Genomic DNA, 15,943 nt, shown 5'->3' with positions numbered 1-15,943 from the left:
ATGCAAAGATGGGGGCCGGTAAGCTCCCGAGCGTACACGGATCAATCCGAGCGTACACGGATTAATAAGACCGGGAGGTCCGGTAAAACAAGCGGTCCTTTAGAATCCGTTTTAAGGGGCCCGGAATCCGCTTGCTTTCCTCAATGGCCTCCCCCATCATATCACCCAGATGAAATGTCTGTTTCCTGAGATCCTTTACCACCTGGGCGGCTTCTACCTGCACCTCGGAATACCGCACCAGGGATTCCATAAAACGTGAGAATGAATCCAGATACCCGTTCCTGATCCCGTAGTTCACGTCAATGGCCACATAATTTTGAAAATTCAGGATCTCTCTCCCATCCGGGTTGCTTTGAAGGATGATAGCCTCGATCTCCCCGCTGTACCTCCACTTCAGGCGCCGCTCCAGCTGCCTTTTAAAATCCACAAATACCCTGTCGCTGTAATACCACGCACTGCTGCCGATCTCATAGACCTTCCGGTAGCCGCCGCCTGTCTCCGGGTCATTGGTATATCCCACAGCATAGATGGAGCAGTACCTGCTGGAGTTATAATAAAGATAGCTGAACTCCTCCACGATTTCCCGGGCTCCCGGAAGGCTGGGACGGACAAACAGCAGGACAATAATATGTTTTTCGTTTAATTCCCGTTCTTTTTTAACGATTTCCTCATAGGTACTCACTGGAAACATGCAAAACTCCTTTTTTACATTATCTTATCATTTTGCAGCTTCTGTGAAAAGGGGTAATTCTCTTAAAACTTACGAAGCTTTTGCAGCAAACTGGCTGTTGTACAAGTCCGCGTAAAACCCTCTTTGCCTGATTAGGCCGTCATGGGTACCGTGTTCAATGATGGTGCCCTCCCGCATGACCAGGATCAGATCCGCATCCCGTATGGTGGAAAGTCTGTGGGCGATGACAAAACTGGTCCGCCCCTTCATCAGGTTCCCCATTGCCTTTTGTATCTCGATCTCTGTCCTGGTATCCACGCTGGAGGTGGCCTCATCCAGGATCAGGATGGACGGGTCCGCGAGTATGGCTCTTGCAATGGTAAGGAGCTGCTTTTGTCCCACGGACATGCCAAGGAGCTCATCATCCACCATGGTCTGGTAACCCTGGGGCAGGGTACGGATAAAGTGGTCGATCCTGGCTGCTTTTGCTGCCTGGCGGATCTCCGGACCGGTTGCCCCGCTTCGCCCGTATGCGATATTCTCCGCAATGGTTCCGTTAAAAAGCCATGTGTCCTGCAAAACCATACCCAGGATGGAACGCAGCTCCCTGCGGCTCATTTCATTGATATTGACATTGTCAATGGTTATTTTACCTCCCTGCAGTTCATAAAAGCGCATCAGCAGATTTACCAGGGTGGTCTTGCCTGCTCCGGTTGGCCCCACAATGGCCACCTTGCTTCCTGCCCGGACCGAGATATTGATATCCTCCATTAAAATCCTGTCCCTGTGATATCCGAACCGTACATGTTCAAAGGAAACATTTCCCTTTGGCTGCGGCAGCAGCTGTTCTTTGGCAGTGTCCGGTATCTCCTCCAGTTCATCCTGTATCTGGTAAACCCGCTCCGCTGATGCGATTGCACCCTGCAGTCGGTTTATTATATAGGACAGCTGGGTAACCGGCTCGGTAATCTGATTGATATACTGGAAGATGGCCTGGATTTCACCGATTGTAATAGTGCCGCTGATAACGGATACAGCGCCGCGCACAGCAATGATGACATAGCCGATCTGCCCCAGAAAACGCACCAGGGGCGTGATGGCGTAGGTGATGAACTGTGCCTTTGTGGATTCCTTCTGCAGCTTGTCATTGAGTTCGTCATTGGTTTTTACCATTTCATCCTGCAGGTTAAATGCTTTAATAATGGCATTTCCCGTAAATGCCTCCTCAATGCTGGCGTTCAACTCCCCCAGAGCAGCCTGGTTCGCTGCATAATACCGGTTGGTTTTAAGGGAGATCAGGGCTGCTGTGACCACGCTTACCACAATGCTGCCCAGGGCGATCATGGTCAGTGAGGGGCTGATCACCATCATCATGATAAATGCCCCCGCAATGGTCACCACGGATGTGATCAGCTGGCTTAAGCCTTCCTGCAATGTGTCCGCCACCTTTTCCAGGTCACTGGTGACACGGCTCAGGATATCTCCTTTCTTGTGGGTATCATAGTAACAAAGAGGCAGCCGGTTCAGTTTTTCACTGATGGACCTGCGCATGGACAGGGAGATGTCCTGGGAAATGCTGGCCATGATATACTGTTCAAGAAAACTGAACAGGGCGCTGAACAGGTAAAGCACTGCGATCACCCATATGATCTTACCCATGGTGGACACGTTGACCTGGAAGGCGGTGCCCTGGGATACGGCATTCTTTATGCCGTCATAAATCTGGTTGATGGCCTGGCCGATCAGGGCAGGCGTGATGATATTAAACACGGCGGCGGCTATGATGCAGAGAACCACTGCCAGTATCTTGGCTCTCTGTTTCATCAGATCCCTGAAAAAACGTTTTGCCGTGCCTTTGATATTTTGGGCCCGGTCAGCCGACATTTCATCCCCAAACAATTCAATGGAACTCTGGCTTTCCAGGATGTCTTTTTCCTCACTCATGCGGATTCCTCCTGACTTAATTGGGATTGGGCAATGTTTTGGTACACGGAACAGTCTGCCATCAATGTTTCATGGGTACCCTTTCCAACGATCCGGCCCTCATCCAGAACAATGATCTGGTCCGCATCGGTAATGGTACTGATCCTCTGTGCCACAATGATAACAGCACTCTCCTTTACTTCCTGCTTTAACGCTTTGCGAAGCTTTGCATCCGTCTTAAAATCAAGGGCGGAAAAGCTGTCGTCAAACAGGAAGATATCCGGTTCTTTTATAACAGCCCTTGCAATGGACAGACGCTGTTTTTGTCCGCCGGAAAAATTGCCGCCCCCCTGTGATACGGGAGCATCCAGGCCCTTTTTATGTTCACGGATAAAATCATCAATCTGGGCAATGGCGGCTGCATGGTGCATTTCCAGGTCCGTGGCATCTTTTTTTCCATGGCGCAGGTTATCGGCAATGGTCCCGCTGAACAGGAACGCTTTCTGGGGCACATAGCCGATCATATCCCTCAGTTCCCGCTGACCGTACTCCCGTATGTCTCTTCCTTTGATCAGTATATTGCCTTCCTGTATATCATAAAAACGCATCAGCAGGCTGGCAATGGTGGACTTGCCGGAGCCGGTCCCCCCGATGATTGCGGTGGTCTGGCCTTTGCGGACGGAAAAGCTGATACCATGGAGTACATCCTCCTCCGCGTGTTCATAGCGGAATGTGACATTTCTAAACTCCACCTCCCCATGGGAAACGGGATCCTCTAATTTCACGACCTTGCCTGAAACAACGTTGTCTGAGATTTCGGGCTCCATATCAAGAACCGCATTGATGCGCTGTGCACAGGCCTGGGCCCTGGGCACCATGGCAAATACGGCAACCCCCATGATCAGATACATGAGGATCAGCACTGCATACTCAATGATCGCCATGATATCACCGATCTGCATGTTTCCGGCAGCCACCTGTTTCCCGCCAAACCACAGGATCAGCAGGGTGCACAGGCTCATTACACCCATGACCATGGGAAGTACGCAGGCAAAAAACTTGTTGGCTCTTATGGCAATTTTGGCGTAATCTGCAAAAGACTGATCCACCCTTGCCTTTTCATGGCCGGTACGGTTAAAGGCCCGGATCACCCTTACGCCGATGATATTGTCCCTGACCGTACGGTTGATCTTATCCATTAGGGTCTGGAGATGTTCAAACATAGGGGTTACCCTGGTGATCACAATTGCGGAAAAAGCGATCAGGAACATCATAAGCCCCAATATGATGAAGGCCAGGAGCCTGTTCTTGGAAAAAGCCAGGATCAGCCCGGCAATGGTCATGAAAGGAGCGGGAAGCAGCATCTGGACCAGGGCTGAAAATGCCTGCTGGATCTGGACCACATCACTGGTACTGCGGGTGATCATGGAAGCTGCACCAAACCGGTTAAAATCATTTGCGGAAAATGACTGGACTTTGAAAAATAAGCGTTTGCGTATATCACTTCCCATCCCGGTTGCAATATAGGTGGAAATGTAGGTGCCTCCAATGGACACGCCTGCAGTGAATAAGGCGACAACCAGCATAAAAACCCCGGTTTCACGCACATAGTTCAGATCGCCTGCCACGATCCCGCTGTTAACAATACCTGCGGTAAGGGTTGGAATATACAGGGTTCCCAATACCTGAATGAACAGGAGCAGGAACATAAAAACAGTCCATTTTTTGTATGGTTTCAAAAAAACCATTAGTTTTAGCATTAAATAATTCTCCTTTATATATTTTTCTCAAAACCATGTTTCATGATCTGCAGCAATTGGAGCAGCCCCTGTCTCTGTTCAAAGGAAAGCTGACCCATGGCAGCCTCTTCCGCCTCCATCAGGCGCCCCATTACCTGGTCTGCGTACTCCTGGCCGGATGGGGTAAACTTGATAACCTTATTGCGCCGGTCAAAGTCCATTTCCTTCATCTCCACGTAACCGTTGTCCAACAGTCCGCGTATGAGCTGGTTGACGCTCTGCTTTGGAAAATGGAGCTGTTCGCAGATGAATTTCTGGGTGCAGTTTTCAGGCGTGTCATATATGATATCCAGCACAAGAAGGCCGGCATAGGTCAGCCCCACTGATTTGGCGTAGGTTTCATACAGGTCTTCAATGGAATCCATAATATCAAAAAACTGTCGTAACTGCTCTCTCACGCTTGGATGGTTCATAGGTTATCCTCCTCGATTAGTCCGTATATTTTACTATTCACTGTGTGGACTATACTATCATAGCACTGACTGCAATGTCAATGAAAGATTTCTGAATATTTTATAAACTATATACACCGTATAAGGCGGGATAGGATAAATATAAAAGGACCTCCGCTTTCCCATGTCTGCGTATGGGTGCAGATATGGGAAAGCGGAGGTCCTTTGACCAAGTGGATTTCTGTTCGATTATGTGTTATGGTTCAACGATCACCTTAATGGATTCTGAACTTTGCTGTGCCAGGATCGCCTGTTCCAGCTGGTCCAGCGGAAATAAATGGGTGATCAGAGGCTCCAGCTGAATGGCATTGCTGTTAATAAGGGCGACAGCGCGGCCGTGGGTATCCGGATTAATGATGGACCCCACAATGGTCAGTTCCTTTTGGAAGATCTCCTCCAGATGCATGGCGTAGGTGGAACCGGGACTGGGTACGCTGAAAAGCAGAATGACAGCCCCTTTATCCGCTGCTTTAAACGCCTGTTCCGCTGCGGCCGGTATTCCCACGCACTCGATGACAACGTCAGCTCCCGGCGTTCCCAGGATCTCTGTCAGCCGCTGTCCGATCTCCTCGTGCACCGGGTCAATGACCGCGTCCGCACCCACTTTCATTCCGATCTCACGCCTCATGGACACCGGCTCGCTTAAAACCACCTTGGAAGCGCCTGACAGTTTTGCCAGCTGAACCATTATAAGTCCGATGGCACCGCCCCCGATAACGCAGACAGTGTTGCCGGGCACCAGACCGATCCGGTCAATCCCGTGGATACAGCAGGCCAAAGGCTCTGTCATGGCGCCGTACTTTAAGGGGATTTCTTTGTCAAGCTGATAGCACTGCGTCTCCGGTACGGCACAGTACTGGGCAAAACCGCCGTCCCTGTTGACGCCCACTGCGTAGAGGCTTTCACAGACCTGTTTTTTCCCAATTTTGCAGTAATGGCATTTGCCGCAATAGCTGTTGGGATCCACAGTGACATGGTCTCCCGGCTTTACCGTGGTGACGGCGCTGCCTGTCTTTTCCACAACCCCGGCCAGTTCATGTCCAAGGATCACCGGAGGATGCACTTCGGCCGAACCTTTGCTCCCGTGATAAATATGTACGTCCGTGCCGCAGATACCGCAGGCGGCAACGCGGATCAGCACATCATGTTCCCCTGTTTCCGGTACAGGGATCTCATCCAGCCGGAACTTTTTGTCCCCTAAAAAGTAATTTCCCTTCATCCAAACATTCCTTTCCCTGTTTTCATCATAAAACAGTTTGAAAAATAACTTATACAAAAGTACTTTGCTTATCTGAATAAACAATAACACGGGAGGGATGTAATGTCAATCTCTTTTTGCGTGGGAACAGGGACGTGGGAACTGGGGCGTATTCTTGGTGTACGGGGCATCTTACTGCTTTACTTTGGGGACATTTACAGGTAAAATAAGAATGTTAACTTTTATAAAAGTGAATTGCAAAAGGAGTGTATTAAATGATGTCAGCTGAAACTTCATCGGTGACTTCCTCAGAGCTGCGTGTTACCAACCGCCGCAGAGTCCTGCGGATTGTTTATGAGCACAAAGAGATCTCCAAGCAGGATATCAGCCGTAAGCTCTCCATGAGCCTGCCCACAGTGACACAGAACCTGAAGGAATTTGAAAACCTGGGATTAATTGAACGCAGGGGGCTTTATGAATCCACCGGTGGGCGCAAGGCGCAGATATACTGCTTTGTATCGGATGCGCGTATTTCCGTTGGAGTCATCCTGCTAAAAGAATCATATGGGATTGTTATGGCGGATCTGTATGGCAAGATCTTAAAGGCGGAGGAATTTCCCATTCCCTTTGCCCGCACATCTGCGTACTTTGAGCAGCTGGGCACATCGGTCCGGGAGTTTGTCTCCCTCACGCCCTACCGGCAGGATCAGGTCCTTGGGGTGTCCATTGCCCTGCAGGGGCTTGTATCCGCTGACGGGACCGCGGTTATCTATGGAGAGATCCTGGACTGTACGGATCTGACCTTGGAGGAGATCAAAAGGCATATCCCATATCCCTGCACCATGATCCACGATACGGAAGCTTCAGCCACTGCAGAGGTCTGGGCCCAAAAGGATCTGAAGGATGCCGTGCTCCTGCTGCTGACCCGTAATTTTGGAGGAGCGCTGATCATCAACGGCCAGGTGCACCGCGGCCACGCGCTCAGCAGCAGCGTCATTGAACATATGAGACTGTACCCGGGAGGACGTTCCTGCTACTGTGGAAAGAAAGGCTGTATTGAAGCCTACTGTTCCGCCTATGCACTGCAGCTTCAGGCAGGGGAAGCCCTTAAAGGGTTCTTTTTTGCCCTTCGCGCAGGCAGCAGGGAACGCGCCGTAATCTGGGACCATTACCTCCATGACCTTGCACTTGCCATCAGCAATATCCGTATGCTGCTGGACTGCGAATATGTGATCGGAGGATATTTGCAGAGATTCATGGAGGATCAGGATTTTTCCCTTCTGACCCGGTATGTCAATGAGGAATGCCCCTTTAAATCCTCCCCCGTATTTCTGCGCCGCAGTGTTTTTACAGAGGATTCCGCAGCCCCTGGGGCAGCTATTTCACTGGTCAGGAAGTTTCTGGATTCATTTTGAGTTTCATTTAGCCTTAGTTTGAAGGAATATAGGCATCCAGCACCGCCTTATCCTTTCTCACCACAAGTCCGCTTCCGCCCGCGTTTTTTACATCCTCCACCATGCTTACCAGGAGCACCGGGGTTGTGAGTCCGGGATCCGTGGTATATACGGCAAACCAGCCCAGCTCTGTACCGGAGGTATCTGATTTGGACGCTTTGATCTCCGCTGTTCCCGTCTTTCCCGCCAGTTCCAGGTCAGAGCGAAAGGCGGCGCGCCCGGTGCCGTGTTCAGAGGAAACAACCTTTTTCATGCCCTCTGCAATGCGGTCTGTTATCTCCGGCGTAAATACACGGTCCAGCCATGGTTCGGCTTCCATTCCGGCTTCGTATACCAGCCGGGGCTTTATGACGGTGCCCTGATTGGGGAACATGGTATACAGGGAGGCCAGATGAATGGGATTTACCAATACCTGTCCCTGCCCGTATCCGCTGTCCGCCAGCTGGATCTCCGTCTCAATGGTTTCGGTATTGGAATACTGGGACTTGGCCACAGCAATCTCAAAGGGAAGCTCCTGACCAAAGCCCAGCCGGTCCATAGACTTTGCAAAGGTGTCATAGCCGATATTCAGGGCCGCCTTTGCGAAATAAATGTTATCGGAAAGCACCAGGGCGTTTTCCAGGTTGGCCGGATCGGTTTCATGGAGGGTGGTAACGTAATAGCTCCCCCAGCTCCGGTCCTTCTGCCAGCTCCGGCCCTCATTCCCATAATCCTCATTTGGATCCAGGGTCTCAGAAGCCAGTCCAATGGCTGCGGTGATGGGTTTAAAGGAGGAGCCGGGGGCGAACTTCTGCCTGAAACGGTTTAACAGAGGATTGCGGGAATCCTCATTTAAGGCGGTCCATTTATCCTGGGACATCCCCAGGATAAAGTCGTTGTTATCATAGGACGGAGTGCTTACCAGGGCAAGGACTTCACCGGTCCATGGATCCATGGCCACGGTACAGCTTTTATCTGTCTCAAATGCCTGATAAATTATGCGCTGAAGATCACTGTCAATGGTCAGCGTGATATCCGTCCCATCCTGTTTGGGAATGGATGCCAGATTCCGGTTCAGGGAACCATCGGACCGTATGATGGCCACCGTACAGCCATTGGTCCCCTTTAGCTCCTTTTCAAACAATGCCTCCATTCCGCTCCGTCCGATCACGCTGTCGGTCAGATACCCCTCTCCCGGATGTTTTTCCAGATCCTCTGCAGTGACATTCTGCACATACCCCACCAGATGGGCGGCCTGCTCGCCCAGGGGATATGTGCGCACCTGGGTGTCGGTGATCATCACCCCGGGAATGGCAAGAAGTGTATCCTGAAGCCCACGGTTTTGCACATTGGATTCAGTGGGATACTGGGACTGAAGATTCAGTTCATCCACCTTTTTCAGGGTTTTAATGGGGACCAGAGAGTCATCTTTGACCCATCCGGCGCTCAGCTTTTTTTCTATGCTTTCAGTGGAAATGCCTAAAAGTTCAGACAGCCGCTCCAAATCGGAGGATGGGTCCTCCTGCATTTTACCGGGAACAAGGCCCACCAGGGAGGCGGTTCCCTTTCCAGCCAGAAGTGTTCCGTTCCTGTCGTAGATCTGTCCCCTCTCCGCCTTTTCCGTAAACACCCGCACCTTGTCCGTACTCCCGAATTCAGGAAAGATCACACGGTCACTCCAGGCCATCCGGTAAAGATTGTCCTCCCGGCTTTTCACAAAGGTTACCTGGTTGGGAAAGGAAACCGGTCCTGCAATTGTGTCCAGGCTCATCTGGTAGCTGACAATTGCCACATGTTCCTTTGGCTCCTCCACTGCACTGATCTGTGACTGGATATTACCGGCCTCGATGCCTTCATATATGTTTTTGTTGCGGATGACAAAATCCTCCAGGCTGATCTCCTGCCTGCTCTGCTCATCCAGCATATCGTACATATCTTCGTATCTGCCATGGGCCAGGTAGGAGGTGTATTGGGCAAACAGCTCATCCGGGGCAGGAATTTCCGCCTTTTTCAGGCCCTGTATATAGTAATAGGAACCACCGGCCAAACCGGCGGCAACAGCCAGGACAGCTATGACAATGGCTGCTGCCCTGCCCTTGTTCTTTCTCTTTCTTCTGCTTCGCATACGATACCTCAATTCCTGTCCCTTTTTGATTTTATTTTATCATTTGTTAAAAAATACCGGACAACGATCACTCCCAATATTGCGGTGATCCCTATAAACACATACACCATGCCCATCTCTGCAGTCCCCTTGCTGCCGCTCCAGCTGTCATTGACAAGATCATCCGTGTACTGGCCGGTGACGTCCCCGCCATCCGTATCCAGAAGGCGGATGGTGTTCACTGAGATCCGGACAGGGTCCTTCCCTGCAAGCCCCAGCTGTTCCAGCAGTTCCTTCCTGTCCAGCAGCCAGAGGAAATCCCCCTGTTCCACCGGATAGGTCATACTGGCTGTAACGGTGTCCTGGATCCCGTCCTCCGCGATCCCTGCCCCATATTCCACTTGGAATGAATCAATGGTTTCACAGCCGTCCCCGGCCAGTATCACAGGACTCCAGTCCGTTCCTTTCACCCACAGGGTTTCACTGTACACACCGGAGGTAAAAGGAAAAGGCGATATGCTTGCGTTCACAGGCCTGTATTTGCCGTTTATCCCCTTTTGAAGGTGCAGGATCCCGTGTACATTGTCCCTGTTTTTTGCGGCATAGAAAATAAACAGCCGGTTGTTGGCAGTCTGCCAGGCGATCACCTGAAGGGGATCATCAGGGCCGACCTTCCCGGTTTGGGAATCAGTACCGGGGATGTAATCCTGTAGGGCCGACAGCCTGCCCTCCTCTGTATTCGTATAATGGAATTCCGTGTCATATAAGTTCCATATGACAAAAAGCGCAGCCAGGGCAATGAGGGCCGCGGCTATGAGACGCGAGCGTTTTATCTGTCTGAGGGATTGCAATTCCTGTTCCTCCTTTGGGGTGGTTTTTTCGGTCAAGAAGGCAAGCCGCCTTGAACTGTTACAATTATACTATATTTACAGAGGCCAAGCTTTAAGTTTTTATTGAGATTTCTGCATGGTAATTTTACAATTCAGGAACGAAAGGGACTACAGTTCCCGGTTGTCCACAATGAGCATATTCAGCTTTTGCCATTTCTGAAGTTCCTTTTTGGTGATCAGAAGCTGCTGCTTAAAGTTCTCCGTGTGTTCCTGGGGCGTCAGGGTCACAAGGCACTTAAAGGCGCAGGGCATCAGGTCCGCGCTGGATATACCGCACAGCAGCCCCACGGTGGAATCCCTGATCTCCAATGGGTTGAATATATAAAGCAGGTCCTCCTCCAGGGCATTGCACTGGTTTACAAAGGAGAACCGGATGAGCATATCACTGTAAACCACCTTTCCGGTGTAATAGATCTCACTGCTCCTTCCGGCAGGGGTTACAGCGCTGATGGACAAGGTGGCCTCATAGTTGCCCGGGGCATTTTCCCTTTCATATATATCAATGATCCCATCCTTCAGACGTTTGTACCTGCCGTCATAAAAATAAAAATACAGCCGCTTCGCCTGAAAAAAAGGACTTTTAGCAGGGATATGAAATGCTGTCTCCGCTGTTTTGGGAAGAGCGGGCTGGATATCCATCAGCTGCCCGGGGCTGACCATCAGCACCCGGGCTATCTCACACAGGGTCTCAACATCCAGTGTGATCTCCCCGTTTTCGTATTTGCTCACACTTGCACGGCTTTTGTGGATCATGTCCGCCAGCTGCTGCAGGGTCAGTCCCCGGGCCTTCCGGTACATGCGTATCCTGTCGCCTATATGCAAACTGATCTTGTTCATAGTACCTCCTGTGATCTCCTAAAAGTTTCTTTAAAATACACACTTTTGTATATTTCACACATCCAATACAATATCATACATCATCTTTCATTAAAATTCTACTAAGAATAAACTTTTTGCCTGAAAAGTTTATTTTAGCGAAACATTCTTCTGTTTGATTTATGGGACATTTCTGATAGACTATAGCATGTTTGAATTTTATAACATATGAAAAATGGGGGAGTTTTATGGACACCAAAAAGAAAAGCAGTTTCAGCGGTTCGATCGGATTTGTATTATCTGCGGCAGGAAGTGCGGTGGGCGTTGGAAATATATGGCGCTTTCCTTACCTGGCCGCAAAGGACGGGGGCGGGCTGTTCCTTATCATATATTTTGTGCTGGTACTGACCTTTGGATTTACCCTTCTTACCACAGATGTGGCCATTGGAAGAAAGACAAAGCAGAATGCCCTCAAGGCATTTGGCACCATCAACAAAAAATGGAACTTCCTGGGATATCTTACCTTTCTTGTGCCGGCACTGATTATGACCTACTATTCCGTGATTGGTGGGTGGGTCACAAAGTATATTGTGGCTTATCTCACTGCCAGCGGTTCAGAAGCGGCACAGGACGGTTATTTTACTTCCTTTATCACGTCCAAGGCATCACCGGTGGTTTTTATGCTGATCTTTTTGGCAGCCACTGCCTTTATCGTGTACCGGGGCGTGGAAAAAGGAATTGAACAGTTTTCCAGGATCATCATGCCTGGACTGATCTTCATGATCATGGGCATTGCGTTTTTCTCCCTTACCCTTAAATATACGGATGGAAACGGAGTCACACGTACGGGTCTTCAGGGACTGGGGGTGTATATCATCCCCAATCTGGAAGGGATCACTTTTAAGCGTTTCCTGGAGATCCTTCTGGATGCCATGAGCCAGCTGTTCTTTTCATTGAGTGTTTCCATGGGCATCATGATCACATATGGCTCCTATGTGAAAAAAGAGGTTAATCTGAACCGTTCCCTAAGCCAGATCGAATTCTTCGACACCGGAGTTGCGTTCCTGGCAGGACTTATGATCATTCCCGCCGTGTTCGTGTTCTCCGGCACCGAAGGCATGGCTTCCGGCCCCAGTCTGATGTTTGTTTCTCTTCCAAAGGTCTTTGACGCCATGGGAAAGGCCGGTTCCCTGATCGGTCTTGTGTTCTTTATCATGGTGGCATTTGCCGCCCTGACCTCCTGTATCTCCATAATGGAGACATTGGTTGCCAACTGCATGGAACTGTTTCACAGATCCCGCCGGCAGATGAGCCTGATCATCGGCATCCTGTTCGCGGGCGCTGCCGCGGTCATCTGTATGGGATACAATGTATTTTACTTTGAAATGCCTCTGCCAAACGGCCAGACCGCCCAGCTGCTGGATCTGATGGACTATATCAGCAACAGCTTCCTGATGCCCTTTATCTCACTTTTGACCTGCATCTTTGTGGGCTGGATCATTAAACCATCCTGGATCAATGAGGAAATGGAAGTAAATGGAAATGTTTTTAAGCGCAAGAAAATGTACGCATTTATGATACGCTATGTGACACCTGTCATGATGACGGTATTGTTTTTACAGTCAGCCGGTATCTTTACCGTGATCCGCGGCTGGTTTGGATGAGAACGGATTGTTTGCCGGGTCTATCTTTTACCGGATCCGGCGTTTACCGGATCCTTCCCATATGGGGGAAGTACCGGATTAAGACCTTTTCCTTGATCTCATCTTCCGTCACATAGGGATCCGCCCACCCCCGAGCGTCAATGGAATGATTCCTGTAAGCGCTGGAAACACGTTTGACTTCATCTTTGCCGCTTGTGTTATAATAACCGGCGGAGATGGAGACACTTACGTTATATGATAGGATCCACCAGCACAAAGAAAGCGGGGAATGGCCAATGAATGTACCAAAAGAAATATATTACGCAGGAGGATGCTTCTGGGGTGTGGAGGAATATTTTTCCAGGGTTCCAGGTGTCCTTAATACAATCTCCGGCTATGCCAATGGGAATACGAAGGATCCCACCTATGAAGATGTGTGTTCCGGCAGGACGGGATTTGCGGAAACAGTCCATGTGGTGTATGACCCTGCAGTGGTCACACTGCGTATACTGACACAGCTGTTTTTTAGGATCATTGACCCTGTAAGTGTGGACAGGCAGGGAAATGACAGGGGAACCCAGTACAGGACAGGCATCTATTATACGGACGAGGAGGACATGGCGGAAATCCTGACCGTCATAGCCGCGGTGCAGAAGGATTATGAAAAACCCCTGGCAGTGGAGTTTGAAACTCTTAAAAGCTTTTATCCCGCGGAGGATGATCACCAGGACTACCTCAAGGCCCATCCCAACGGCTACTGCCATATTGATTTCAGCAGCCTTGACCGCCTAAAGGTGCGCCGGGACGGTACAGTGGGCATTCGCACAGATGTAAATGACCTGAAACAAAAATTGACCCGGGAACAGTATGATGTGACCCAGAATTCAGCCACGGAGCGTCCCTTTTCCGGTCAATATTGGGAAACCAGGGAGCCGGGCATCTACGTGGACGTAGTGACCGGAGAGCCGCTCTTTGTTTCCGATGACAAGTTTGACTCAGGCTGCGGCTGGCCCAGCTTTACAAGGCCCATCCATCCCGGGGCGGTTACGGAACACCATGATGACAGCCATGGAATGACCCGTGTGGAGATCCGAAGCCGTGAAGGCGGTTCCCACCTGGGCCATGTGTTTTCCGATGGTCCCATTGAATCGGGAGGACTGCGATACTGCATCAACAGCGCCTCCCTTTGTTTTATTCCCTTAAGCCGGATGGAGGCAGAGGGGTATGGGGCTTACAGAGACCTGATCACTTCCTCCTGATGAACTTCATGCCTTCGTAAATGCGCACCGGATTTCCACGTTCCAGGCGGGTGTGTTCCAGCCACGCCAGTTCCTTTTCCTTCTGCCTGTTTTCCAGGTTCTTTTCTGAAAGGATATCACACAGGCGGTTTATGGCCAGCTTTTTATTCATGTGCTGGCTCCGGGCCTCTGTGGATACAACCGATATCCCGGTGGGGATATGGATAACGCGCACCCCTGTCTCCACCTTATTCACATGCTGTCCGCCCTTTCCTCCGCTGCGGAAGGTTTCAAAGCAAAGCTGCATATCCTCTGCCACATCCGGCAGCTGTTCCAGCATGCTCACGTCAATATACCAATTCTTCCGCTTGTGCTCGGGGCGGAATGGGCTTTTGCATACCCAAAGTACGCTGCCCTCCAACTCCCGCACATCTTTTTCTGTCTCGAACAGAATGGAAGAATACCCACCTGCATTGCGTCCCCGGACACTTTGGATCAGGCGGATATCCGTTCTCTCCCTTTGAAGCTGTTTGAACAATAATCCCACTGCAAGCTCACATTCCGCCGGGCCCTGCCCGGAACTGATCTGTACTCTCATACCCTCACCTACCCTTTAAATGTGATCAGGGGACGCAGTGTGGCTGCCACATGGATCAGTCCGTATTCCTGCAGTGATCCGATCACCTGTTCCACGTTCTTATACGCCTCGGGCGCCTCTGCAAACAATAGATTGGTGTCATGGCACACCACCTGGCTTTTATACTTTGTGCTTCGTATGGAATTGCGGTCATACATTCGGTCAATCCTGCTTTTGCAGATACTGCGTGCCCATTTGCGCCCTGCTCCATGGGAAAGGGAGTTCAGGGATAGGCCTGTGTCCTTTCCGGGCACACACACGTAGGTCAGGCTTCCCCTGGAACCTGGAATAACCACGGCCCGGTGTCCGGCTGATACGCTGCCCTTCCTGTGAAGCCATCCCTCTTTGGTCTGCTCCACATAATTGTGGCAGCTGTCCATTAACAGTTTTACCTGGCTGTCCACACCCAGATGATCCAAAAGCTTGGCCGCTGCCGCCAGCCGGTTGCGCTCTGCCCATAAAAGAGCGTTGTTATGTTCCGCCAGATAGGCTTCCGCCTCCGGGGTCCCATCCTCCAGCCCTTCTGGTGAATAAAAGCGTGAAAGGATATCCTGTCCATAGCCCCTGGAACCGGAATGGATGAGGAGAAGGACTTTTCCGTCCATAAGTCCCAGTTTACCTGCTGCAGTTTCGTCATACACCTGGTCCAGGCACTGGAATTCAGCAAAATGATTGCCTGTGCCAATGGTCCCGAAATCCCGGAAGGGGCATTTTTCCTCATAGGGAATATCACAGGGGATGTCTCCCAACTCCCGTATGGAGTTTAAACGTGTTACCCACTTATCCATCCTGAATTTCTTTTGTCTGACCTCCGACTGAAAAAGGCTCATTCCACAGCCAATATCATTCCCGATCAGATGGGGATAAAATCTTCCCTGGCTGAGTACAGCCATTCCAACCGGTATTTTGCCGGGATGCAGGTCAGGCAGCCCCACTGCCTTTATAACACCGGGCAGCCTGCCCACGCCGCAGAGCTGGTCCTTGGCCGCCTGCTCCACCCAGTTCTTCTCACTGCTGATCAATATACAATTTTCCTGATTCAAATCTTAATTCTCCTTCATAAGCTGACAGGTAAAAAAGGGTACAAAAAAACACGACAACAAGCCGTGCGTAAAAAAACATATGGTACGCCAGTCCCTG

At 50.5% G+C, this 15,943-nt stretch carries 13 protein-coding genes; 3 read left to right on the top strand and 10 right to left on the bottom strand.

Annotation, left to right across the window (positions count from 1 at the left end):
* Window positions 1-61 precede the first annotated feature (61 nt).
* The 5 genes from ABID13_RS06880 to ABID13_RS06860 form a co-directional block, all read right to left on the bottom strand.
* Entirely contained in the window at window positions 62-691 is a 630-nt protein-coding gene (locus tag ABID13_RS06880) for a hypothetical protein (RefSeq protein ID WP_007864728.1), read from the bottom strand.
* A gap of 69 nt (window positions 692-760) precedes the next feature.
* Window positions 761-2,614 (bottom strand): ABC transporter ATP-binding protein, encoded by a 1,854-nt coding sequence (locus tag ABID13_RS06875; protein WP_007864731.1) that lies wholly within the window; start codon window positions 2,612-2,614, stop codon window positions 761-763.
* Window positions 2,611-4,353 carry an ABC transporter ATP-binding protein gene (locus ABID13_RS06870; protein ID WP_045092177.1) on the bottom strand — a complete coding sequence of 581 codons (1,743 nt, stop codon included), beginning with the start codon at window positions 4,351-4,353 and terminating at the stop codon, window positions 2,611-2,613. The genes ABID13_RS06875 and ABID13_RS06870 overlap by 4 nt, the downstream gene beginning before the upstream one ends.
* A 14-nt stretch (window positions 4,354-4,367) precedes the next feature.
* A complete protein-coding gene (locus tag ABID13_RS06865; RefSeq protein WP_007864737.1) occupies window positions 4,368-4,805 on the bottom strand; it encodes a MarR family winged helix-turn-helix transcriptional regulator in 438 nt (145 codons plus the stop codon).
* 235 nt (window positions 4,806-5,040) lie between these two features.
* Window positions 5,041-6,063, bottom strand: a complete 1,023-nt coding sequence (locus ABID13_RS06860; RefSeq protein WP_048930544.1) for a zinc-dependent alcohol dehydrogenase family protein — start codon at window positions 6,061-6,063, stop codon at window positions 5,041-5,043.
* Window positions 6,064-6,317: 254 nt separating this feature from the next.
* On the opposite strand from ABID13_RS06860, the gene ABID13_RS06855 reads away from it, so the two are divergent.
* Entirely contained in the window at window positions 6,318-7,457 is a 1,140-nt protein-coding gene (locus tag ABID13_RS06855; RefSeq protein WP_048930476.1) for an ROK family transcriptional regulator, read from the top strand.
* A gap of 13 nt (window positions 7,458-7,470) precedes the next feature.
* Here the strand turns inward: ABID13_RS06855 and ABID13_RS06850 are convergent, their stop codons facing one another.
* The 3 genes from ABID13_RS06850 to ABID13_RS06840 all read right to left on the bottom strand — a co-directional run bounded on the left by ABID13_RS06850 (window position 7,471) and on the right by ABID13_RS06840 (window position 11,306).
* Complete coding sequence (locus ABID13_RS06850) at window positions 7,471-9,600, bottom strand: penicillin-binding transpeptidase domain-containing protein (RefSeq protein ID WP_048930475.1); 2,130 nt, start codon at window positions 9,598-9,600, stop codon at window positions 7,471-7,473.
* An 8-nt stretch (window positions 9,601-9,608) separates the two neighbouring features.
* The gene (locus ABID13_RS06845; protein WP_048930474.1) at window positions 9,609-10,466 is read right to left on the bottom strand and encodes a hypothetical protein; all 858 of its coding nucleotides are present in this window, start codon (window positions 10,464-10,466) and stop codon (window positions 9,609-9,611) included.
* 111 nt (window positions 10,467-10,577) lie between these two features.
* Window positions 10,578-11,306, bottom strand: coding sequence for a helix-turn-helix domain-containing protein (locus ABID13_RS06840; protein ID WP_007864750.1), 729 nt, complete (start codon window positions 11,304-11,306; stop codon window positions 10,578-10,580).
* A gap of 227 nt (window positions 11,307-11,533) precedes the next feature.
* Between ABID13_RS06840 and ABID13_RS06835 the strand changes: the two genes are divergently transcribed.
* Together ABID13_RS06835 and msrB are read left to right on the top strand one after the other, a co-directional pair.
* Window positions 11,534-12,949, top strand: coding sequence for a sodium-dependent transporter (locus ABID13_RS06835; protein WP_045092180.1), 1,416 nt, complete (start codon window positions 11,534-11,536; stop codon window positions 12,947-12,949).
* 275 nt (window positions 12,950-13,224) lie between these two features.
* Window positions 13,225-14,187, top strand: a complete 963-nt coding sequence (msrB, locus tag ABID13_RS06830) for a peptide-methionine (R)-S-oxide reductase MsrB (RefSeq protein ID WP_048930473.1) — start codon at window positions 13,225-13,227, stop codon at window positions 14,185-14,187.
* Here the strand turns inward: msrB and prfH are convergent.
* The gene (prfH, locus tag ABID13_RS06825; protein WP_048930472.1) at window positions 14,174-14,764 is read right to left on the bottom strand and encodes a peptide chain release factor H; all 591 of its coding nucleotides are present in this window, start codon (window positions 14,762-14,764) and stop codon (window positions 14,174-14,176) included. The two genes, msrB and prfH, sit on opposite strands and share 14 nt — an antisense overlap.
* 8 nt (window positions 14,765-14,772) lie before the next feature.
* Window positions 14,773-15,846: an RNA ligase RtcB family protein gene (locus tag ABID13_RS06820; RefSeq protein ID WP_007864761.1), complete on the bottom strand. Its 1,074-nt coding sequence runs from the start codon at window positions 15,844-15,846 to the stop codon at window positions 14,773-14,775.
* Between the last annotated feature and the right edge of the window lie 97 nt (window positions 15,847-15,943).

The organism is Enterocloster citroniae, from assembly GCF_040545455.1.
Classification (GTDB): Bacteria; Bacillota; Clostridia; order Lachnospirales; family Lachnospiraceae; genus Enterocloster; species Enterocloster citroniae.
This window is presented reverse-complemented; position numbering and strand designations above follow the sequence as displayed.